The organism is Stenotrophomonas sp. Steno-Z10-BAI, from assembly GCF_056393115.1.
Window position 1 is genome coordinate 100,617 of record NZ_JBWJOZ010000009.1, and the last position, 22,325, is coordinate 122,941.

Consider the following 22,325-nt stretch of genomic DNA (forward strand, 5'->3'; position numbering starts at 1 on the left):
GCCATCGCTGAAGACTGACCATGGTCCGGGTACGCGTCGCGGCGTTTGCGTTGCTGTCGCTGGCATACCCGCTGGTGGTCTACCTGTCGCTGGGCCGGTTCGAGCCGCGCTGGTTGTCGCTGCTGCTGTTCACCCTGGCCGCGCTGCGCGCGCTGACCACCCGCCAGGCGGTGTGGTGGGTGGCCGCACTCGGCACCGGTGTACTCGCCCTGGTGGCCACGGCCTTCAACGAGGCGCTGCCGCTGAAGCTGTACCCGGCGCTGGTGAACGCGGTGATGCTGGTGATCTTCGCCACCAGCCTGCGCTTCGGGCCGAGTGCCGTGGAGCGCCTGGCGCGGCTGAGCGAGCCGGATCTGCCGCCGTTCGCCGTGATCTACACCCGCCGCGTGACCTGGATCTGGTGCGGGTTCTTTGTTCTCAACGGAAGTCTGGCCCTGGCCACGGCGCTGTGGGCGTCCAACCAAGTGTGGGCGTTCTACAACGGAGTGTTGGCGTACGTGATGATGGGGGCTCTGTTTGGCGGGGAATGGCTGGTCCGGCGACGGGTCAAGGCGGCGCATGCCCATGGCTGAGTGGATCGCACTGGACCGGCTGGCGCTGGCCCCGCGGCCGGGCCGCATCGTCGGCATCGCCGGCGACACCGTGGTGGAGCACCCGCAGTTCCGCGCGCAGGTGCTCGGCTGGCAGCAGGCGTTCGCGCGTGCGCCCGGCACCGACTGGGCCCTGTATTTCGATGACACGCTGAGCTTCGCCGCCGCTCTGCTGGGTGCCTGGCATGCCGGCAAGCGGGTGTTCCTGGGCGGCGACAACCTGCCGGCCACGCTGGAAGGGCTGAGCCCGTGCGTGGCCGGGTTCGCCGGCGACGTGCCGGCCCGGTATGCGCCGCTGCAGCCCGATGCGGCGGCCGATCCGGATCAGGTGCTGCAGCCGTTGGACGAAGCGGTGCTGGAGCTGGTGGTGTTCACCTCCGGCAGCACCGGCGCGCCGAGCGCCATCGTCAAACGCATGCGCCAGCTGACCCGCGAGGTGGATGCGCTGCAGGCCGCCTTCGGCGAGCAGCTCGACGGTGCGCAGGTGCAGGGCACGGTCTCCCACCAGCACATCTACGGGCTGCTGTTCCGGGTGCTGTGGCCGCTGGTGGCCGGGCGCGCGATCCAGCCGCGCCGGTTCTTCCACGAAGACCTGATCAGCGCGCTGGGCGGCCAGCCATCAGTGCTGGTGGCCACCCCGGCCCATCTCAAACGCCTGCCCGAGCAGCTGGACTGGTCCTCGCTGGACGGTCAGCTGCGCGCGGTGTTCTCCTCTGGGGGTCCGTTGCCGACCGAGGCGGCGCTGCAGGTGCGCGCCTTGATGGGCGTGGCCCCGACTGAAGTCTTCGGCAGCAGCGAGACCGGTGGCGTTGCGTGGCGGCGCTGGAGTGCAGCGCGGCCGCAGTGGCATCCGTTGCCCGGCGTCGCCTGGCGGATCGACGAGGGCTGCCTGGCGGTCCGCTCGCCGCACCTGGCGAGCGAGGACTGGTGGCTGACCCAGGACCGTGCCGTGGCCGACGACGGCCACAGCTTCCGCCTGCTCGGGCGCGCCGATCGCATCGTCAAGATCGAAGAGCGCCGCGTCTCGCTGGATGCCCTGGAGCAGCAGCTGCGTGCGCACCCGGCGGTGCAGGACGTGCGCGTGCTGGTGCTGCCGGGCGCGCGCGAGCAACTGGCCGCCGTGGTGGTGCCGCAGGCGACCGGGGTCGCGCAGTGGGACGACGCCGAGCGCCGCCGCCAGGCGCAGCAGCTCAGCGCGCATCTGGCCCGCAGCCATGACGCCGTGACCCGGCCGCGCCGCTGGCGCTTCATCGACGACCTCCCCGTCAACGCGCAGGGCAAGGTCACCGCCGCGGCACTGGCGGCGCTGTTCCGCCCGTTGATGCCGACGGCCGAGTGGCAGCAGCGCGATGACACCATCGCGTCGCTGCAGTTTGTTCTGGATCCTGACCTGGTAGCGTTCGACGGGCATTTCCCGCAGGCGAAGATCCTGCCCGGCGTGGTTCAGCTGGACTGGGCGATCCACTACGGCCGCAGCGCCTTCACGATGCCGCCGCGGTTCGTACGGATGGACGCGGTGAAGTTCCAGCATGTGGCGCGCCCCGGCGACTGCCTGCAGTTGAGTCTGGGCTGGGATGCGGCGAAATCGGCAATGAGCTTCCGCTATGTCTCCGACCATGGCGTGCATGCCAGCGGCCGGGTGGTGTTCGGCGATGCGTGATGACACGGGCAGTGGCATGAGCAGGCCTGCCTTCGCCCCGTTGGTGGTGATTCCGGTCTACGACCACGCGCACGCGATCGGCGCGGTGGTGCAGGGCGTGCTGGCCAGTGGCCTGCCATGCCTGCTGGTGGACGATGGTTCGCATCTGGACTGCGCGCAGGTGCTCGATGCCCTGGCGCGCGCGCACGCACCGCAGGTGACGCTGCTGCGGCTGGCGGTCAACCAGGGCAAGGGCGGCGCGATGCTGGACGGGTTCGCCGAGGCCGCGCGTCTGGACTACAGCCATGTGCTGCAGATCGATGCCGATGGCCAGCACGACACCGGCGATATCCCGCGCTTCGTCGCGCTGTCGCAGGCGCAGCCGGAGGCGGTGATCTGTGGCACGCCCGCCTACGATGCCAGCGTGCCCAAGGCGCGCCTGTACGGCCGCTATGCCACGCACATCTGGGTCTGGATCAACACGCTGTCGCTGCAGATCCGCGATTCGATGTGCGGCTTCCGCCTGTATCCGCTGGCACCGGTGACGCGCCTGATCGGTGAGGAAACCATCGGCCGGCGCATGGATTTCGACAGTGAGATCCTGGTGCGGCTGTTCTGGCGTGGGGTGAAGGTGATCAATGTGCCGACCGCGGTGACCTATCCCAGCGATGGCGTCTCGCACTTCGATGTGTGGCGCGACAACGTGCGCATCAGCCGCATGCACGCGCGCCTGTTCTTCGGGATGCTGTGGCGCGCGCCGCGGCTGCTGTGGCAGCGCATCGCAGGTCCTCGCGCATGACCACGCCTGCACCTGAGAGCGCGCCGCACTGGGCCGACATCGGCGAGTCGACCTCGGCCGCCGGCGTGCTGTTTCTGTGCTGGGTGCACCGCTGGTTCGGGCGCTGGCCGTTCCGCCTGTGCGTCTACCCGGTGGTGCTCTGCCACTGGTTGACCAACCGGGTTGCACGCCAATCCTCGCTGCAGTACCTGCAGCGTCTACAGGCGCATACCGGCGTGTTTTCCGCACCGCCGGGCCGCTGGCAGAGCCTGAAGCACTTCGCGCTGTTTGCCGACACCATGCTCGACAAGCTGCTGGGCCTGGGCGGTCGCTACCCACCCGAGCGCATCTATCTGCAGCGCGACCTGGTGCTGGACAAGATCGCGCGCCGTGAAGGCGGCCTGATCCTCACCGCGCACATCGGGTGCCTGGAGTTGTGCCAGGTGCTGGCTGAGCAGGTGCCCGGCTTCCACATCACCGTGCTGGTGCACACCGCGCACGCGCAGCGTTTCAACCGGCTGATGCAGCGGCTCGATCCGCTGGCCTCGGTGGAACTGCTGCAGGTCACGGACATGGGCCCGGCCACCGCGGTCGAGCTGCAGCGCCGGGTCGAGGCGGGTGGCTTCGTGGCCATCGTCGGCGATCGCGTGCCGCTGCGCGGCGGTCGCACGGTACCGGCTTCGTTCCTCGGCCACACCGCGCAGTTCCCGATCGGCGCCTACGTGCTGGCTGCGGCGCTGGCGTGCCCGGTCTACACCATGGCCTGCCTGCACCACGGCGCAGGCTACCGCGTGCGTTTTGAGCACTTCACCGAGCGCATCGTATTGCCGCGCGGTTCGCGTGACGCCGCGCTGACTGCGCAGGCTGAAGATTTCGCCCGGTGGCTGGAAGTTCAGGTCACCCAGGCACCCTTGGACTGGTTCAATTTCTTCCCCTTCTGGGATCAGGCATCGCATGGCAAGTAAGGCCGATCAGACACCCTCCGTCCGCTTCGGCGATGCGCCGCTGACCATCGAAGACGTGGTCGCGCTCTCGCAGCGGCAGGCACAGGCCGTCGTCACCGACGATGCGGCATTCACCTCGCATATCCAGCGCGGCGCGGATTTCCTTGATCGCCTGCTGCGCGAAGATGGTGTCATCTACGGGGTGACCACCGGCTACGGCGATTCGTGCACGGTGAACATTCCGCCGGCGCTGGTGGCCGAGCTGCCGCATCACCTGTTCACCTACCACGGTTGTGGCCTGGGCCGTTTCCTGGATCCGCAGGAGACCCGCGCGGTGATCGCTGCACGCCTGGCCTCGCTGGTGCGTGGCATGTCCGGCGTCAGCCACCCGCTGCTGCAGGGCCTGGCCACCCTGCTGCGCCACGACGTGCTGCCGCTGATTCCGGTCGAGGGTTCGGTCGGTGCCAGTGGCGATCTGACCCCGCTGTCCTACGTGGCCGCGGTGCTGTGCGGCGAGCGCGAGGTGATGTACCAGGGGGCGCGCCGCCCGGCCGCCGAGGTGCTGGCCGAGATTGGCATGGCCCCGCTGCGGCTGCGCCCCAAGGAAGGCCTGGCGATCATGAACGGCACCGCCGTGATGACGGCGCTGGCCTGCCTGGCGTATGACCGCGCCGACTACCTGACCAGGCTCGCCACGCGCCTGACCGCGTTCAACGTGCTGGCCAGCGACGGCAACGCACACCACTTCGATGAGATGCTGTTTGCCGCCAAGCCGCACCCGGGCCAGATGCAGATCGCCGCGCGCCTGCGCCAGGACCTGCACAGCGACCGCCCGCCGCGCAACGAACAGCGCCTGCAGGACCGTTACTCGCTGCGCTGCGCGCCGCATGTGATCGGCGTGGTGCAGGACGCGTTGCCGTTCTTCCGCCAGCTGATCGAAACCGAACTCAACAGCGCCAACGACAACCCGCTGATCGACGTCGAGGGCGAGCGCATCCTGCATGGCGGGCACTTCTATGGCGGCCACATCGCCTTTGCGATGGATGCCCTGAAGAACACCATTGCCAACCTGGCCGATCTGCTCGACCGGCAGATGGCGCTGGTGGTGGACGCGCGCTTCAACCACGGCCTGCCGGCCAATCTGTCGGCCGCCACCGGTGAGCGTGCAGCGATCAATCATGGCCTGAAGGCGCTGCAGATCAGCGTGTCGGCCTGGACCGCCGAAGCGCTCAAGCAGACCATGCCGGCCTCGGTGTTCTCGCGGTCCACCGAATGCCACAACCAGGACAAGGTCAGCATGGGCACCATCGCCGCGCGCGATTGCCTGCGCGTGATCGAACTGACCGAACAGGTCGTCGCCGCGCTGCTGATCACTGCCCGCCAGGGCGTGGCGCTGCGCGAGCGCGTCGGCATGAAGGCGACGTTGCACGGCGATCTGGCTGCGATGTACCAGGACCTGTCCGAGCGCATTGCCCTGATCGAGGAAGACCGCGCGCTGGATGGCGAGCTGCGCGCCCTGCTGGATGACATCCGCGCACAGCGCTGGGAGTTGTATGTCGACGCCTGATCTGAGCTTCGAGGTAACGCTGTCGCCGGCCTTCCATGACTGCGACGCCATGGAAGTGGTCTGGCACGGCAATTACTTCAAGTATTTCGAGATCGCGCGCTGCGCACTGCTGCAGCGCCACGATTATGACTATCCGCAGATGCGTGATTCCGGCTACCTGTGGCCGGTGGTTGATGCGCGGGTGAAGTACATCCGGCCGCTGCTGTACGGCCAGGCGCTGCGCGTGCGCGCCACGATCACCGAGTGGGAAAACCGCCTGAAGATCGCCTACGACATCCTGGATGCGGACAGCGGTACCACGCTGACCCGCGCCCACACCATCCAGGTCGCGGTCGACGCGGCCACCAATGAAATGCTCTACCTGTGCCCGCCGGTGCTGTGGGAGCGTCTGGGAGTGCAACCGCAATGAACCGTTTCCTGCGCACGCTGTGCGTGCTGGTGATGCTGGCCATGGTCGCCCCGGCGCTTGCCGCCACCGATGTGGAGGCCGTCAAACAACGCGTAGCCAAGGTCGACGTGCTGCGTGGCGAGTTCTCCCAGGAGAAGCAGGTCGCCGGCTTCAAGAACCCGCTTCGCTCGCAGGGCCGCTTCGTGCTGGCCCAGGATCACGGCGTGATCTGGACCACGCTCAAGCCGTTCCCGTCCGAGGTGGTGGTCACCCGGGACCGCATCCTCAGCCGGCAAAGCGATGGCAGCAGCCGGGTCGAACTGGATGGCCGTCAGCAACCGGCGATGCGCTCGGTCAACGCGATCATGTTCGCACTGATGAGTGGCGATGCGCAGGCGCTCTCGGCGCAGTTCACGGTCAAGGTCGAGGTGCTGCCCGGCAACGCCTGGAAAATGCAGCTGACCCCGCGCTCGGCGATGCTCGGCAAGGTGTTCGCGCAGCTCACCCTGAGCGGCGACCGTTACGTGCGCGAGGTCCAGATCAACGAGGCCAACCAGGATGTCACCCGCATCCAGTTTGCCGGCATGAGCGATACGCCGGCCACGCTCAGCACCGACGAGGGTCGCAGGTTTGAATGACGTGCTGACCTCGAACGGCCGACTGCAGCGCATCTGGCGCTGGCTGGCCATCGCCTGGTTGCTGGTGCTGGTCGGCCTGGGCGTGCAGCAGTGGCAGCTGTGGAAGAGCGAATCGCGGATCGACACCGACATCCTCGCGCTGTTGCCGCAGGACGCGCATGACCGTCTGTTGTCCGATGTCACCCGGCGCATCGCCGATGCCAATGCGCGCCAGATCGTGGTGCTGCTGGGCAGCACCGATGCCGCGCAGACCAAGGCGGCCGAGGCGACCTTCCGCGCCACCCTGCGCGACAGCGCCGACGGCAAGGCCCTGCTCCAGGAGAGCGGCTCGATCGAGGGCTGGTTCGATCAGGCCCGTGCGTTTTACGCACCGTATCGCGATCGCCTGCTGACCAGCGCACAGCGCGAGCGGCTGCAGAACGAACCCACCCAGGGCCTGGCCGAGTCGGCGCTGGCGGCGCTGTACGGCCCGATGGGCGCACCGCGCCTGACCGAGTGGCGCCAGGATCCGCTGTCGCTGTGGCCGCAGTGGTGGCAGGAACGCGCGCTGGGCTCGGGCCTGCAGATGGGCGACGACGGCCTGCTGGAGGCCGATGGCAAGCACTGGTCGATCGTGCAGTACGACACAGTCGGCTCGGCGTTCCAGCTCGATGGCGAGCGCCATATCGATCTGCTGCTGGATACCGCCGCCGAGGCCGCCGCCAGGCAGGCGCCGGGGCTGGAGGTGCTGCGTGCCGGTGTGCCGCTGCATGCCGAGGCCGCTGCGGTGCAGGCCAACTGGGAAATCAACACGATCGGCTGGGGCTCGCTGGTCGCGGTGCTGCTGCTGGTGTGGCTGGCATTCCGCTCGCTGCGCCCGATCCTGCTGGTGGCCGCCTCGCTGCTGATCGGCTGCGGTGTCGCGCTGGCGGTGACGGTGCTGGCGTTCGGCAAGGTGCACGTGCTCACGTTGGTGTTTGGTGCGTCACTGGTCGGTGTTGCCGAGGACTACGGCATCCACTGGTTCGCCTCGCGCCAGGCCGAGCCGGCCGACCGTCGCTGGAAACTGCTGCGGCATCTGCTGCCGGGCCTGTGTCTGGCGTTGCTGACCAGCGCGCTGGCGTATCTCGCGCTGGGCCTGGCCCCGTTCCCGGGGCTGCGCCAGATGGCGCTGTTCTCGGTGGTGGGCCTGGCGGCCGCGTTCCTGACCGTGATCTTCTGGTTCCCGTGGCTGGATGGCGGCGAAATCCGTCGCACCGGCTTTGCCCGCTGGCTCGGCGCCACGCTGGAGCGCTGGCCGCGCCTGCATGGGCGCAAGGCGGCGATGTTCCTGGGCGTGGTGACGTTGCTGTCGGCGATCGGCATCGCGCGCCTGCAGACCAACGACGACCTGCGCAGCCTGCAGTCCTCGCCACCGGAGCTGATCGCCCAGCAGATCCGCATCAGCCAGATGCTGGGCATGCCCAGCCCGGCGCAGTTCTATCTGGTCCAGGGTGACACCGCCGAGCAGGTGCTCGAGCGCGAAGAAGCGCTGATCGACCGCCTGCGCGTGCTGGAAGCAGACAAGCAGATCGGCGGCTACCGTGCGATCAGCGATTGGCTGCCTTCGCAGAAGCGCCAGCAGGCCGATGCCGCGCTGACGGCCAAGGTCGAGCCGCAGGTGCTGGCCCAGGTCGGTGAGGCCGTGGGTGAGCCGCTGCTGCGCCCCGCCTATGCCGCGCAGGATCTGCAGGCCGAAGCCTTCCTCGCATCGCCGGCGGCGATGCCGTTCCGCCACCTGTGGCTGGGCACGGTCGGGCAGGGCGTGGCGTCGGTGGTGATGGTCGATGACCTCTCCCGCGCCGATGCACTGGCCCTGCTGGAAGCACAGGCCAAGGGCATCGATGGTGTGCGCTGGGTCGACCGTACCGCCGATTTCTCGCAGTTGCTCAAGCACTACCGCAAGCTGATGAGCGGCCTGCTGCTGATCGGTATCGCGCTGGTGTTCGCGGTGCTGTACTGGCGCTACCGCGGGCAGGCCTGGCGCGTGCTCGCCCCGACCCTGGTTGCCGGTGCGCTGACGCTGGCCCTGCTGGGCCTGTTCGGGCAACCGCTGCAGCTGTTCAACGTGCTCGCGCTCATGCTGCTGCTTGGCATGGGCATCGACTACGGGATCTTCCTGATCGAGCACCGCGGCGATGCCAGTGCCTGGTTGGCCGTGTGCGTTGGCGCGGCCAGCACCTGGCTGTCGTTCGGCCTGCTCGGGCTGTCGGCCACGCCGGCGCTGCGCGCGTTCGGCTTGACCCTGCTGTTCGGCATCGGCCTGGTCTGGCTGATTTCGCCGCTGTTCCGCCCCCCGCCGCACGACGCCCCACACTGAGCGACCGCGTTTTCCTCACCTGATCTGATCAAGGATGTACCGATGAATCCGCACGTGGAACGTACTGAAATCCTGGTCATCGGCGCCGGTCCGGCCGGTTCCGTGGCCGCTGCGATGCTGCGCCAGCAGGGCCGCCAGGTGCTGATCCTGGAGCGCCAGCAGTTCCCGCGGTTCTCGATCGGCGAGAGCCTGCTGCCGCAGAGCATGGAGTACATCGAGGCCGCCGGGCTGCTGCAGGACGTGGTGCAGGCCGGGTTCCAGTACAAGAACGGTGCCGCGTTCGTGCGCGGCGAAGCGACCACCGAGTTCGATTTCCGCGACAAGTTCTCGCCGGGCTGGGGCACCACCTACCAGGTGCAGCGCGCCGACTTCGATGATGTGCTGGCGCGCGGTGCCGAGCGCATGGGCGCCACGCTGCGCTTCGGCGATGAAGTGCTCTCGGTACAGCCTGGCCGCCCGGCACAGGTGCAGGTGCGCCGCCCGGATGGCAGCGAATACACCATCGAGGCCGGTTTCATCCTCGACGCCAGTGGTTTCGCCCGGCTGCTGCCGCGCCTGCTGAAACTGGAGTCGCCGTCGAACTTCCCGGTGCGCGGCGCGATCTTCTGCCACGTGCGCGACCACATTCCGGCCGGCGCGGGGTTTGACCGCAACAAGATCCTGATCACCACCCATCCTGAGCACGTGGACGTGTGGTACTGGACGATTCCGTTCTCCAACGGCTGCTGTTCGCTGGGCGTGGTCGCCGAGCCGAGCTTCTTCGAGCGCTACGCCGGTACCGATCTGGAGAAGCTGCAGGCCATCGTCGGCGAAGACCCGAACCTGACCCGCCTGCTCAGGAACGCCGAATGGGCGGTGCTGCCGGTGCGCACCATCACCGGGTATTCGGCCAACGTCTCCTCCTTGTGGGGTGAGGGCTATGCGCTGCTGGGCAATGCCGGCGAGTTCCTGGACCCGGTGTTCTCCTCGGGCGTGACGATTGCCTTCAAGTCGGCGCAGCTGGCCAGCGCGTGCCTGGCGCGCGAGCATGCCGGTGAGACGGTCGATTGGGAGCAGGCGTTCTCGGTGCCGCTGCGTGCCGGGGTGAAGACCTTCCGTCGTTTTGTCGAAGCCTGGTACGCCGGTGGCTTCCAGAAGATCATCTACCATCCCGATCCGCAGCCGGAGGTGCGGCGCATGATCTCCTCGATCCTGGCCGGCTACGCCTGGGATACGCAGAACCCGTATGTCGCCGATGCCACGGGCCGGCGCCTGCGCGTGCTGGAGGAACTGTGCAGCGCCTGATCCTGACCCTGTTGCTGAGCCTGCTGCTGGCCGCGTGTGCCAGCACCCGCATGCCCACACCGCTGGTGCAGCTGCCCACGCTGCAGCTGGCGCCATCGGCATTGCCGCAGCCGGTGCAGCTGCAGCAGCGCCTGCAGTTCCGCTTCGGCAGCCACGCGCGCGAGCTGGATGCGCTGCTGGAAGTGGACGCCGAGCAGGTGCGGCTGGCCGTGCAGGCGATGGGCCAGACCGGCGTGCGCATGGTCTGGGACGGGCAGCACCTGGAGCAGACGCGCGCGCCATGGCTGCCACCGCAGGTGCGCGGCGAACGCGTGCTGGACGACCTGCAGTTCGCGTTGTGGCCGGCGGCGGCGATCCGCGCCGCGCTGCCCGCCGGCTGGACCCTGCAGGAGACCGATGGCGTGCGCAGCCTGGTGCAGGGCGGCACGCCTTGGCTGGTGCGCGACACGCTGCCCGATGGCCGCGTGCGCCTGCGCAACCTGGCCGAGGGCTATGAACTGGTGATCGAATCGATGGACATGGGGCAGGGCCAAGAGTGAGCAGCAGCGCGGTCTATCTGAACGAGCTGGGCGTGATCTGCGCGCTGGGTGCCGACCGCGCCCAGGTGCGCGACGGCCTGTTCGCGGCGCAGCCGGGTGGCCTGCGCGACAACGCTGCGATCCTCCCCGGGCGCACGCTGGCGCTCGGCGAAGTGCATGCGCCGCTGTCGGACCTGTCCGCCCTGCCGGTGGCCCTGCGTGGCCGTAACAACGGCCTGCTGGACGCGGCGCTGGAGCAGATCCGCGCGGGCGTGGCTGCTGCGGTGGCGCGCTTTGGTGCCGCGCGTGTGGCGGTGATCATCGGCACCAGCACCTCGGGCATCGGCGAATCGGAGAACGCACTGCGTACGCATCACCGCGACGGCGTGTGGCCGGCCGATTTCCATTACGCCCAGCAGGAAATGGGCACCGCCGCGCGCTTCGTGCGCGAGCGGATCGGCAGCACCGGCCCGGCGTGGACGATCTCCACCGCCTGTTCGTCCAGCGCCAAGGCGCTGATGTCGGCCGCGCGCCTGCTGCAGGCCGGCGCGGTCGATGCCGTAGTGGCCGGTGGCGCCGATTCGATGTGCCGGTTCACCGTGGCGGGTTTCAGCGCATTGGAGTCGGTCTCGGCGGCGCGCTGCAATCCGTTCTCCGTCAACCGCAACGGCATCAACATCGGCGAAGGCGCGGCGCTGTTCCTGATGACCCGTGAGCCGGGCCCGGTGCGGCTCTCCGGCTGGGGGGAATCCTCCGATGCGCACCACATGTCCGCGCCGGATCCGCAGGCACGCGGGGCGATCGATGCGATGCAGCAGGCGCTGGAACGGGCCGGCCTGACGGCCGCGCAGATCGACTACGTGAACCTGCACGGCACCGCCACCGGCCACAACGATGCGATGGAAAGCCAGGCGGTCGCCGCTGTGCTCGGCACGCAGGTGCCGGCCAGCTCGACCAAGCCGCTGACTGGGCACACGCTGGGTGCGTCCGGCGCGATCGAAGCGGCCCTGTGCTGGATGACACTGGCCGACAACCCCGACCAGCAGTTGCCCACCCACTGGTGGGATGGGCAGGCCGATGACGCGTTGCCGGCACTGGCGCTGGTGGCGCCGGGGACGCGTGCCGCGCAGCCGCTGCAGCACGTGCTCAGTCACTCATTCGCCTTCGGCGGCAGCAATGCCGTGCTGGCACTGGCCAAGGGATGAGCATGCCGCTGCCCCCCGACATCAACGCCGTGCTTCCGCACCGCGACAGCATGCGCCTGATCCACCGCGTCGTGGCCTGGCAGGACGAGTCCATCGCGGTCGAGGTGGACGTCCCGACGCAGGGCCTGTTCTGCACCCCCGACGGCGTGCCCGCCTGGGTCGGGGTCGAATACATGGCCCAGGCGATCGCCGCCTGGGCTGGGTGCCGCGCCTGGCAGACCGGTGCGGAACCCTCGATCGGCTTCCTGCTCGGCAGCCGTCGTTACACCGCCCACCAGCCGTACTTTGCCGCCGGCAGCTGCCTGCGGGTGGAGGCGAACTGCGAGCTGTTGGGCGAGAATGGCCTTGGCATGTTCGCCTGCCGGATCCTGGCGGGCGATATCGAAGTGGCAGTTGCCAACGTTTCCGTGTTCCAACCTACGGATGCAGCGGCTTATCTGGAGAGTGGAGAGGCATGACAGGGAATTTGACCGTGCTGGTGACCGGCGCCAGCCGTGGCATCGGCCGTGCCGTGGCGCTGCGTTGCGCGCGCGACGGCTTCGACGTGGTGGTGCATTGCCGCAGCCGCATCGAAGACGCGCAGGCTGTGGTGACCGAGATCCAGGCGCTGGGCCGGCAGGCCCGGGTGCTGATGTTCGACGTGAGCGACCGCGATGCCGCGCGCACTGCGCTGGAAGCGGACATCGCCGAGCACGGTACGTATTACGGGGTGGTCTGCAACGCCGGCATCGCCCGCGACGGCGCCTTCCCGGCGATGCCGGCCGAGGATTGGGATGCGGTCATCCACACCAACCTGGACAGCTTCTACAACGTGCTGCACCCCCTGGTGATGCCGCTGGTGCGCCGGCGCAAACCGGGCCGCATCGTGACCTTGTCCTCGGTGTCCGGCCTGGTCGGCAACCGCGGCCAGACCAACTACAGTGCGGCCAAGGCCGGCATCATCGGTGCCACCAAGGCGCTGGCGCTGGAGCTGGCCAGCCGCGCGATCACCGTCAACTGCGTGGCCCCCGGGCTGATCGAGACCGAGATGGTCAATGAAGAAGTGGTCGAGCACGCGCTCAAGCTGATTCCCGCCAATCGCCTGGGCCAGCCAGAAGAGGTCGCTGCGGCGGTGTCCTTCCTGCTCTCCGAATCGGCCGGCTACATCACCCGCCAGGTGATTTCGGTCAACGGAGGCATGGTCTGATGGCCCGCCCCGATCGTCGTGTCGTGGTCACCGGCGCCGCTGCCATCAGCCCGCTCGGGCAGGATTGGGCGAGCATCCGCGCGCGCCTGCAGGCGCGGACCAATGCGGTGCGCTACATCCCCGAGTGGGAGGTCTTCGATGGCCTCAACACGCGCCTGGCTGCACCGGCTGAAGATTTCGAACTGCCCGCCAACTACAACCGCAAGACCACCCGCAGCATGGGCAAGGTGGCGGTGATGTCGGTGCGTGCCACCGAGCTGGCGCTGGAGGCGGCCGGTCTGCTCGGCCATCCGGTGCTGCGCAGTGGCATGGCCGGCGTGGCCTACGGCTCGTCCTCGGGCAGCCACGAGGCCACCGCCGAGTTCGGCCGCATGCTCCATGAGCACACCACCGAAGGCATCAGCGCCACCACCTACCTGAAGATGATGAGCCACACCTCGCCGGTGAACATCGGCGTGTTCTTCGGCTTGTCCGGCCGCGTCTACACCACCTCCAGCGCCTGTACTTCGGGCAGCCAGGGCGTGGGTTCGGGCTATGAAGCGATCCGCAGCGGCAAGCAGACGGTGATGGTCACCGGCGGTGCCGAGCAGCTCGACGCCACCGCCGCGGCGGTGTTCGACACCCTGTTCGCCACCAGCGTGCGCAATGATGCGCCGCAGACCACGCCCAGCCCGTTCGATGCGCACCGCGATGGCCTGGTGCTGGGCGAGGGCGCCTGCACGCTGATCCTGGAAGAGCTGGAGCATGCACAGGCACGCGGTGCCACGATCCTGGCCGAAGTGGTCGGCTACGGCACCAACAGCGACGGCCAGCACGTCACCCAGCCCAGCGCCGGCACCATGGCCCAGGCGATGCGGCTGGCGCTGGAAGATGCTGACCTGGCTGCCGATCGGATCGGCTACGTCAACGCGCACGGCACCGCCACCGAGCACGGCGACATCGCTGAAACCCAGGCCACCCACCAGGTGTTCGGCCCGGGCATGCCGATCAGCTCGCTCAAGAGCTACGTCGGGCACATGCTCGGGGCCTGCGGCGCCTTCGAGGCCTGGCTCAGCATCGAGATGATGCGCGACGGCTGGTTCGCCCCGACCCTGAACCTGCACGAGGTCGATCCGCGCTGCGGCGCGCTGGACTACATCGACGGCGAAGGGCGTGCATTGCAGACCGACCACGTCATGAGCAACAACTTCGCCTTCGGTGGCATCAACACCTCGTTGATCTTCCGCCGCTGGCAGGACTGACCGCTGTTTCCGGCCTGCCGTGCGGGCCGGCCGTTTCCGTAAACCCCTCGCGTCCCCAACAAGGAGAAAGTTGAATGCGTCGTTTTACCCTGATGGCCGCCACCGCCCTGCTGGCTGTCGCCAGCACCGCCCAGGCCCGCGATACCCGCGTGGAGCAGTCGCTGCATGAGCTGGTCAATTCCGCCGAAGCCCGCAATGTGGGCATCGACGGCAGCGTGAAGTTCTATCTGGCCGGCGAGAACGTCAGTGTGCTGCAGCGCCTGGGCGAGGATGTCACCAACAAGAAGACCAACGCGGCCAACAAGAGCGACGCCGAAGCCTGCCGCTGGGTGGCCCTGTCGGCGCTGCGCGCGCTGCAGGACGGCGCCAAGTCGCGCGGCGCCAACGCCGTGGTCGACATCGTCAGCTACTACAAGAAGAACGAGTTCAAGAGCACCACCAACTACGAATGCTATGCGGGCACGATCCTGGCCGGCGTGGCGCTGAAGGGCACCTACGCCAAGGTGAAGTAAGCCGAAAGACCACCGCCTTGTGGGCGGTGGTCTGCGGAATGGGACGACCGTGGGCACCGACAGACCCGCCGCGGCCACGCATTCATCACGGCGGTATGGGCAGACTGCAGCGGCGCCCAGCTGAACGACATCGCGACATTGATGAACCTGATGCTGTCGCGCGACGGAAAACCGACAGGGGACAGTGCACGCAGCTTTCACCTGTGCCAGCTTTCCTCCACAATCAATGTCATTCACTACCCTGGGCAAAGCCCTGCGGCATGCAAGCCTACGTCTATAAAAGCCAACGCAAGCAGGACAGCTTCGTCTATCTCGCCGTTCGTGATGACTTCTCGGTCATCCCTGACGCGGTGAAGGCCTCGCTGGCGCCGTTCCAGTTCGTTCTCGAAGTGGCCCTGACTCCCGACCGTCGCCTCGCCCAGGCCGATGCCGCACAAGTGCGCCAGAACCTGACCGAGCGTGGATTCCACCTGCAGTTGCCGCCGCCCCCGTTGGCGCCGGTCCGGTTCGCGCGACGCAATGACTGAATCCCAACGCCCCCGCGCTGTTGCCTCTGCGGCCGCGCTTGGTGTGCTGCTGGCCCTGGCCGCGGCCGTCGGTGGCGTGCCCGGTGCGGTGTGCGCCGCGCTGGCCCAGCCGGCGTTCGCGCTGGCGGTATCGTGGTGGCGCCGGACGCGCCCGCTGCAGCCATTGCCCCAGGTGGTCCGCCATGACGCGCCCGCGCTGCTGGCGCTGTGGTCGCTTGGCCCGCTGCTGCTGACCCTGCTGGTGGCCTGGCCGCTGAGCGCACTGCACGACAGCGGCAGCCTGGCCGCCGTGCTTGGCCTGAGCGTGGCGGTCAGTGCCGCGCTGCTCGGGGTCTGGCGGACCTGGCCGTTGTGGAATCACGTGGAACGCAGCGAAGGTAGCCTGGCCCGCCATTGGCAGACCCTGGCCGGGCGCGACCTGACCGCCTGGCGCGGGTTGGCCGTGGCCGCACTGGTGGTGCTGGTGTGCGCGCTGGTCGTGCTGCCGGCGTGGCCGGGCCTGGTGTCGGACGCGCTGCATTGGCCGATCGCCGCCGCGGTCGTGCTGCTGTCGCCCTTGGCGCACCTGCTGCTGCAGGCGATCGCACCGGCGACGACCCTGGGCGCGCCGATGCCGGCCGAGACGCGCGGTGACCGCGACGAGCCCTTTGCCGAGCCCTACGCCGAGCCCAAGCCGCTCGAATCGATCGGCCTGCATGAACAACAGCCGGCGCTGTATGACGCCGCGCGCAGCGGCCGGGTCGATCGCGCCCTGCAGCTGCTGCAGGCCGGCGCCGATCCGCACGGGCTGCCCGATCCGGCCTGGCGCGACCAGCGCAGCCTTGCCGTGCTCGCCGCGGTGCTGCCCGACCTGCGTCTGCTGCGTGAACTGATCGCCCGCGGCGTCGGCGTCAACGCCCCGCACCGCGGTATGACCCCGCTGCTGGCCGCCACCCGCGACAGCTGGCACGGCCGCCCCGAGGCGGTGATGACCCTGCTCGCCAACGGCGCCGACCCGCGTGCGGTGGACAGCGAAGGCAACACCCCCCTGCATCACGCCGCGCGCAGTTCCGATCCCGGCGTCGCCGCATTGCTGCGCGATGCCGCCGCCGAAGTGGATGCGCTGAACGACGATGGCTGGTCACCGTTGGCCGTGGCCTGCCAGGTCGGCAACTGGCGCCTGGCCAAGTTCCTGCTGGAACGCGGGGCCAAGACCGAGCCGGCCGAGGGCACGCCCGTGTTGCTTGCCGCTGCGGGCACCGAAGAAGACGATCCGGCCGGTGTGCAGCTGCTGCTCAAGCACAAGGCCCGCGCCGATGCGCGCGACCGCCAGCGCCGCAGCGCGCTGCACGAAGCCGCGCTGGCCGGCCATGTCGACATCATCGACGTGCTGCTTGCTGCCGGTGCCAACCTGGAAGCCCGCGACGCACTGGCGCGTACCCCGTGGCTGGAAGCCGCGCGGGGTGGCCGTGCCGGCGTGGTCGAACACCTGCTGCCGCACCACCCCGATCTCAATGCGGTCGATGGCGAAGGCCGCAACGCGGTGCTGCTGGCCTGCATGGCCGAGAACGTCTCGCCGCTGCTGATCCGTCGTCTGCGTGACCTGGGCATCGCCGTCGATGTGGCCGATCCGCAGGGCCGTCGTGCGGTGGATATCGCTGCTGGCGCCGGGCGCTGGGCGATCGTCTCGCTGCTGGATCCCGCCTATCCGCTGCCTTCCGCGGTCAGCGACGGGCTGGTGATGTCCGGCGACAGCGATGCGGCCTCGCCCTCGCTGCCGGATCGCCCACCGCTGGAGCTCCTGCGCGAAGCGCTGAGCTTCGGCAACCTGGAGGGCATGGCCGCGCTGGCCCGCCTGTGTGCGCCGGAGGAACTGGGTGCGCTGCTGCACGACGCCGAACTGGCGCTGGATCCGCAGGCGCTGGACTGGCTGCTCGCGCACGGCGCGGCGCCGGAAGTCCTGGATGCCTGCGGTGATACCCCGATGTTCGCGCTGCTGGCGCGGGGCATCGACGCGGTGCCGGCGCTGCAGGTGCTGCTGCGCCGTGGCCTGTCCCCGGCCGGTCGCGGTGGCCTGGCACGCCTGCTGAGCGCCTGCGCCCAGCACGACCACGCCTCGCGCGGGCTGGAACAGCTTGCGCTTGAACTGCTCGAGCGCGGCGCGGATCCGTTCGCGCCATCGCCGGCCGGCGATCCGCCGCTGTCGCTGGCCGTGCGGCTGGGCTGGCTGCGGCTGCAGCAGGCCCTGCTCACTCAAGGCGTGGACCGTGAAGCACGCGACAGCCATGGCATGACCGCCCTGCATCTGGCCACCGCGCTCGCGCGCGAAGGCTCGATCAAGCTGCTGGTGCAGCAGGGCGCCTCACCCGAAGCCCGCGCCGCCGACGGCCAGACCCCGCTGGGCGTGGCGCTGTCGATCGGCCGCCGCGATCTGGCCGACTGGCTGGACTGGCGGGTGTGGCCGCTGCCGCGCCGCGCGCTGCGCGACGGCGACCTGCCGGCGGCCGCGATGGCCGGTGACGCCGATGCCGTACGTCGCCTGATCGATCTCGGTTTCGCCGTTGATGTGGTCGACGCCCAAGGCTGCACCGCGCTGCTGCGTGCCGCCGGGGGCGGGCACCTGGCCGTGGTCGACCTGCTGCTCACCCGTGGCGCGAATCCGCAGCACGCCGCGGCCAGCGGTGCGACGCCCCTGTCGGCGGCGGTCAGCATGCGCCAGATCGATATCGTCTCGGCCCTGCTCGATGCCGGTGCCGAACTGGAATACCGCCTGCCGGGCGGCGTCACCGTGCTGATGCTTGCCTCGGCGCTGGGCCTGCCCGACATCGTCTCGCGCCTGCTCACCGCCGGTGCCAACGTGCACGCGGGCGATGCGCAGCAGCTTGGCCCGTTGCACTGCGCTGCGCTGTACGGTTTCAGTGCGCGCGACCGGGCGCGACTGCTGGCGCTGCTCGACACCCTGCTGCTGGCCGGTGCCGAACCGGACCTGGCCGCCGCCGGCTCGGTCACGCCGCTGCTGCTGCTGCTTGGCGCACGCGCCGAACCGGGTACCGCCTGCGATGAGCAGATCGTGCTCGCCGCGGTGGAACGCCTGCTCGACGAAGACGTTTCGCTGGAGGTGCGCGATCCGCGCGGTTTCGGTCCGCTGCATCTGGCGGCGCTGCACGGCCTGCCGCTGCTGGTACAGCGCCTGCTGCGTGCCGGCGCCGACCCGGACGTGCGCGATGCGCTCAACCGCAGCCCGCGCGAGATCGCGGTGATGCGCGGCTTCATCGACGTCGCCGGGGAGTTCGAACCGCTGGTGCCGGGCGTGTCTTCGATGGCCCGGTTCCTGCGCGATAACGGCTGAGCCCCGCCTGGTAGTGCCGGCCGCTGGCCGGCAGCGCTCAATGAGGCACGGGCAGGTGCACCTGCAGGTTCATCAACGCGGTGGGTTGCCGTCCACACCCTTCCCCTCACTCTCCGCATCCGCCTCGAACAGATGCATCAGGTCCGCGCGCGCATCGCGCGAGGTCTGGATCACCGCCGCCTCGTCGTCGTAGACCAGGTACTGATCGCGCAGCAGCTTCTCGTCGTGCTCGCGGAAGCGCTGCACATGGCTGCGTGCGGTTTCCACCGACATGCCCAGCGCGATCAGCATCCGTTCGCTCAGTTCCAGGCTCGTCCCGAACACCTCGCGGAACGGCTCGGCGGACATGTCCATCAGGCGCCACGCATGCTGGCGGTTACGCGCGCGCACCAGCACCACCGCATCGGGATACATGCGCCGGATCAGCCGCGTGGCCCGCATGTTGGCGTCTGGATCATCCAGCGTGACCACGTAGACGCGGATGTGCTCGCCGCCGGCGGCGCGCAGCATTTCCGGCCGGGTCGGGTCGCCGTAATAGAGCTTGTTGCCGAAGCGGCGCAGGTCCGAGACCGTATCCGGATTGGATTCCAGCGCCACGAACGGGATCTTCTGCGCGGTCAGCAGGCGCGCGACCACCTGGCCGAAGCGGCCCATGCCGGCGATCATCACCTGTGGCTGCACATCGGTGATGTCGACCTTGTCGGCGGGCTGGGCAGGCGTCTTGGGGCCCTCGTCGCGGCCCAGCAGGCGGATCAGGCCGATCATCAGCAGCGGCGTGATCGCCATCGACAGGCCGACAATCGCCACCAGCCGATCATGGTTGGCGTTGCCAAGCAGGTGCGCGCGCTGGGCCTCGTTGAACACCACGAACGCGAACTCGCCGCCCAGCCACAGCACGCTGCCCAGCAGCACCGCGTGGCGGGTCCGCAGCTTGGCCAGCTTGCCGATGCCGAACAGCAGGCCGAACTTGACCACCAGCAGGATCGCCACGCCTGCCGCGATCATCATCGGCTCGGCGACGATGCGATCCAGGTCGATGCCCATGCCCACGGCGATGAAGAACAGGCCGAGCAGCAGGCCCTTGAACGGCTCGATCTGCGATTCCAGTTCGTGGCGGAATTCCGAATCGGACAACAGCACACCGGCCAGGAACGCACCCAGGCTCGGGCTCAGTCCGGCCTCCTGCATGAACCATGCGGTGCCCAGCACCACCAGCAGCGCAGTGGCGGTGAACACCTCCGGGCTGCGGGTGCGCGCAATGATGTTGAACAGCCGGCGCAGCACCGGGCGGCCGCACAGGATCACCACCGCCAGTGCGCCGATGGCGATGGCCACGTCGTTCCACTGCAGGGTGTCGTTGCGCGCACCGCCGAGCAGTGGAATCGCGGCCAGCAACGGGATCGCGATCAGGTCCTGGAATAACAGGATGGCAAAACCCAGGCGCCCGTAATCGCTGTTGATCGCTTTATGCTCGGACAGCAGCTGCAGCCCGACCGCGGTGGAGGACAGTGCCAGAGCGATGCCGACGATCAACGCGCTCTTCCACTGGAAGTGATCCAGCATCAACAGGCTGCCCAGCACCAGCGCGCTCAGCGCGACCTGCAGCGCGCCAGCGCCGAACACCGAGCGGCGCATCACCTTCAGGCGGGCGGGCGACAGCTCCAGGCCGATCACGAACAGCAGCATCACCACGCCGATCTCGGCGGCGCTGAGGATGCGGTCGGCATCCTGCACGAAACCCAGGCCATCCGGGCCGAGCACCACGCCGGCCGCCAGATAGCCCAGCACGGCGCCCAGGCCGAGCTTCTTGAACACCGGTACCGCGATCACTGCAGCCAGCAGCAGCACCAGGGCCAGCTCGAGCGCGCCGCTATGCATGGGGGAACCTGCTCATGGGGGTGTGTGCCGTGCGGGTGGAAAGCCTCCCCGGGGCGGCCGGGGCCTGTGGCCAGGGCCACGCAGTATTATGCGGCCGCCATGGGCGCCCAAGGCGACTGCCACCGGAACGGCATCCCGGACAAGGGTTGACCTGCGTCACACCCGGGTCCAGACTGCCCGCCGCTGCTGGCGTCCGCCGTCGGCAGTAAACCCTTCCGGAGTCCCCAACCCATGTCCAGCGACAGTAGAAGTCGACCTTGCTCGACGCCAGCGATGGCCACCGCCTGACACGGGTCGGTTCGCCAGCGTTGGCGTCGCGCAATGCGATACCCACAGGCGAATACGATGAACCAGAAAGACCTGCTGCGCCCGGTGGCCGATGCCGCCTCGTTGAGCGCACCCCTCGACAATTTCAACACCGCCGACGCGGTGGAATTCCTCAACACGCTGAGCCTGTCGCGCGCCGCCGACACGCTGGCCGCGTTGCCGTTGCCGCGCGCGGTGAAGATGCTCGAGCAGCCCGAGCTCAACCGCGGCGGCGATCTGGTAGCGGCCATGCCGGTGGCCCGCGCCGCAGCCCTTCTCGGGCTGATGGCCGATGACCGCGCCACCGATATCGTCCACGAGCTGGACGAGGACGAGCGCGCACGCCTGATCCCGCTGCTCAGCCCGGAGGCGCGCAAGGCGATCCAGCAGCTGCTGAGCTACCCGGCGCACACCGCCGGCGCGCTGATGACCACCGAGTTCGTCAGCGTGCCCTCGGACTGGACGGTTGGCCGCACCCTGCAGCACATCCGCGAAGTGGAGCGCACCCGCGAGACCGTCTACGCAATCTATGTGCTGGACCCGCACACCCGCGCGCTGGTGCAGGTGGTCACCATGCGCCGGCTCATCACCGGGCTGCCCGAGGAGCCCATCCTCGACGTCGCCCAGGTCAACCCGCCGGTGACGGTGGATGTGCAGCTGGATCAGGAGGAGGTGGCGCAGCTGATCCGCCGCCACGACCTGCTCGCGATCCCGGTGGTGGACGCGCAGCACCATGTGCTGGGCATCGTCACGGTGGATGACATCCTGGATGCGCTGATCGAAGAATCCACCGAGGACGTGCACAAGTTCGGCGGCATGGAGGCGCTGGAAAAGCCGTACATGCAGATCGGCTTCTTCGAGATGCTGCGCAAGCGGGCCGGCTGGCTGAGCGTGCTGTTCCTCGGCGAAATGCTGACCGCCAGCGCGATGCAGCATTACGAAGACGAGCTGGCGCGCGCAGTGGTGCTGACGCTGTTCATCCCGCTGATCATGAGTTCGGGCGGCAACTCCGGCTCGCAGGCGACCTCGCTGCTGATCCGCAGCCTGGCCCTGCGCGAGCTGCGCCTGCGCGACTGGTGGAAGGTGGCGCTGCGCGAGGTGCCGACCGGCATCACCCTGGGGGCGATCCTGGGCGTGCTGGCGATCATCCGCATCGTGTCCTGGCAGCTGCTGGGCCTGCACGACTACGGCGAGCACTGGCAGCTGCTGGCACTGACCATCGGCGCGGCACTGGTCGGCATCGTCACGTTCGGCTCGCTGTCCGGCTCGATGCTGCCCTTCATCCTCAAGCGCCTGGGCTTCGACCCGGCCAGCGCCTCGGCCCCGTTCGTGGCCACGCTGGTGGACGTCACCGGCCTGGTCATCTACTTCAGCATCGCCGCGATGATCCTGCGCGGCACCCTCCTTTAACAGGGACGGAGGTAGTTAATAACAGGGACGGGGGTGATTATTAATCAC

19 protein-coding genes are annotated in these 22,325 nt (G+C 68.8%); 18 read left to right on the forward strand and 1 reads right to left on the reverse strand.

The features are described 5' to 3' along the window. Positions 1-20 precede the first annotated feature (20 nt). The 17 genes from AC06E9_RS18235 to AC06E9_RS18315 all read left to right on the forward strand — a co-directional run bounded on the left by AC06E9_RS18235 (position 21) and on the right by AC06E9_RS18315 (position 18,683). On the forward strand, positions 21-572 hold the full coding sequence (locus tag AC06E9_RS18235; protein WP_152152108.1) for a COG4648 family protein: 552 nt from the start codon (positions 21-23) through the stop codon (positions 570-572). Continuing rightward, positions 565-2,250, forward strand: coding sequence for an ApeI family dehydratase (locus AC06E9_RS18240; RefSeq protein WP_121040887.1), 1,686 nt, complete (start codon positions 565-567; stop codon positions 2,248-2,250). The genes AC06E9_RS18235 and AC06E9_RS18240 overlap by 8 nt, the downstream gene beginning before the upstream one ends. Then, positions 2,243-3,028, forward strand: coding sequence for a glycosyltransferase family 2 protein (locus tag AC06E9_RS18245; RefSeq protein WP_121040885.1), 786 nt, complete (start codon positions 2,243-2,245; stop codon positions 3,026-3,028). Before AC06E9_RS18240 ends, AC06E9_RS18245 begins: the two co-directional genes overlap by 8 nt. Then, positions 3,025-3,972, forward strand: coding sequence for an LpxL/LpxP family acyltransferase (locus AC06E9_RS18250; RefSeq protein ID WP_121040883.1), 948 nt, complete (start codon positions 3,025-3,027; stop codon positions 3,970-3,972). Before AC06E9_RS18245 ends, AC06E9_RS18250 begins: the two co-directional genes overlap by 4 nt. Next, on the forward strand, positions 3,962-5,518 hold the full coding sequence (locus AC06E9_RS18255) for an HAL/PAL/TAL family ammonia-lyase (RefSeq protein WP_478056562.1): 1,557 nt from the start codon (positions 3,962-3,964) through the stop codon (positions 5,516-5,518). Before AC06E9_RS18250 ends, AC06E9_RS18255 begins: the two co-directional genes overlap by 11 nt. Continuing rightward, a complete protein-coding gene (locus AC06E9_RS18260; protein WP_121040879.1) occupies positions 5,505-5,927 on the forward strand; it encodes an acyl-CoA thioesterase in 423 nt (140 codons plus the stop codon). The genes AC06E9_RS18255 and AC06E9_RS18260 overlap by 14 nt, the downstream gene beginning before the upstream one ends. After that, complete coding sequence (locus tag AC06E9_RS18265) at positions 5,924-6,544, forward strand: LolA family protein (protein WP_121040877.1); 621 nt, start codon at positions 5,924-5,926, stop codon at positions 6,542-6,544. Before AC06E9_RS18260 ends, AC06E9_RS18265 begins: the two co-directional genes overlap by 4 nt. Then, a complete protein-coding gene (locus AC06E9_RS18270) occupies positions 6,537-8,882 on the forward strand; it encodes an MMPL family transporter (RefSeq protein WP_478056563.1) in 2,346 nt (781 codons plus the stop codon). The genes AC06E9_RS18265 and AC06E9_RS18270 overlap by 8 nt, the downstream gene beginning before the upstream one ends. A gap of 42 nt (positions 8,883-8,924) precedes the next feature. Then, the gene (locus AC06E9_RS18275; RefSeq protein WP_121040873.1) at positions 8,925-10,166 is read left to right on the forward strand and encodes an NAD(P)/FAD-dependent oxidoreductase; all 1,242 of its coding nucleotides are present in this window, start codon (positions 8,925-8,927) and stop codon (positions 10,164-10,166) included. Next, on the forward strand, positions 10,154-10,705 hold the full coding sequence (locus AC06E9_RS18280; RefSeq protein WP_121040871.1) for a DUF3261 domain-containing protein: 552 nt from the start codon (positions 10,154-10,156) through the stop codon (positions 10,703-10,705). Before AC06E9_RS18275 ends, AC06E9_RS18280 begins: the two co-directional genes overlap by 13 nt. Continuing rightward, positions 10,702-11,889: a beta-ketoacyl-ACP synthase gene (locus tag AC06E9_RS18285; RefSeq protein WP_121040869.1), complete on the forward strand. Its 1,188-nt coding sequence runs from the start codon at positions 10,702-10,704 to the stop codon at positions 11,887-11,889. Before AC06E9_RS18280 ends, AC06E9_RS18285 begins: the two co-directional genes overlap by 4 nt. Positions 11,890-11,891: 2 nt before the next feature. Then, positions 11,892-12,347 (forward strand): hotdog family protein, encoded by a 456-nt coding sequence (locus tag AC06E9_RS18290; RefSeq protein WP_226956608.1) that lies wholly within the window; start codon positions 11,892-11,894, stop codon positions 12,345-12,347. Next, positions 12,344-13,075, forward strand: coding sequence for a 3-ketoacyl-ACP reductase FabG2 (locus tag AC06E9_RS18295; protein WP_121040865.1), 732 nt, complete (start codon positions 12,344-12,346; stop codon positions 13,073-13,075). Before AC06E9_RS18290 ends, AC06E9_RS18295 begins: the two co-directional genes overlap by 4 nt. After that, a complete protein-coding gene (locus tag AC06E9_RS18300) occupies positions 13,075-14,316 on the forward strand; it encodes a beta-ketoacyl-ACP synthase (RefSeq protein ID WP_121040863.1) in 1,242 nt (413 codons plus the stop codon). Before AC06E9_RS18295 ends, AC06E9_RS18300 begins: the two co-directional genes overlap by 1 nt. Positions 14,317-14,390: 74 nt before the next feature. Continuing rightward, the gene (locus tag AC06E9_RS18305; protein WP_121040861.1) at positions 14,391-14,828 is read left to right on the forward strand and encodes an excinuclease ATPase subunit; all 438 of its coding nucleotides are present in this window, start codon (positions 14,391-14,393) and stop codon (positions 14,826-14,828) included. Positions 14,829-15,088: 260 nt separating this feature from the next. After that, the gene (locus tag AC06E9_RS18310; protein ID WP_121040858.1) at positions 15,089-15,355 is read left to right on the forward strand and encodes a YcgL domain-containing protein; all 267 of its coding nucleotides are present in this window, start codon (positions 15,089-15,091) and stop codon (positions 15,353-15,355) included. Further along, a complete protein-coding gene (locus AC06E9_RS18315; RefSeq protein ID WP_478056564.1) occupies positions 15,348-18,683 on the forward strand; it encodes an ankyrin repeat domain-containing protein in 3,336 nt (1,111 codons plus the stop codon). Before AC06E9_RS18310 ends, AC06E9_RS18315 begins: the two co-directional genes overlap by 8 nt. A 72-nt stretch (positions 18,684-18,755) precedes the next feature. Here the strand turns inward: AC06E9_RS18315 and AC06E9_RS18320 are convergent, their stop codons facing one another. Continuing rightward, positions 18,756-20,561, reverse strand: coding sequence for a monovalent cation:proton antiporter-2 (CPA2) family protein (locus AC06E9_RS18320; RefSeq protein WP_121040854.1), 1,806 nt, complete (start codon positions 20,559-20,561; stop codon positions 18,756-18,758). A gap of 345 nt (positions 20,562-20,906) precedes the next feature. Here AC06E9_RS18320 and mgtE point away from each other — a divergent pair, with 345 nt between their 5' ends. Then, on the forward strand, positions 20,907-22,277 hold the full coding sequence (gene mgtE, locus AC06E9_RS18325) for a magnesium transporter (RefSeq protein ID WP_121040852.1): 1,371 nt from the start codon (positions 20,907-20,909) through the stop codon (positions 22,275-22,277). Positions 22,278-22,325 lie beyond the last annotated feature (48 nt).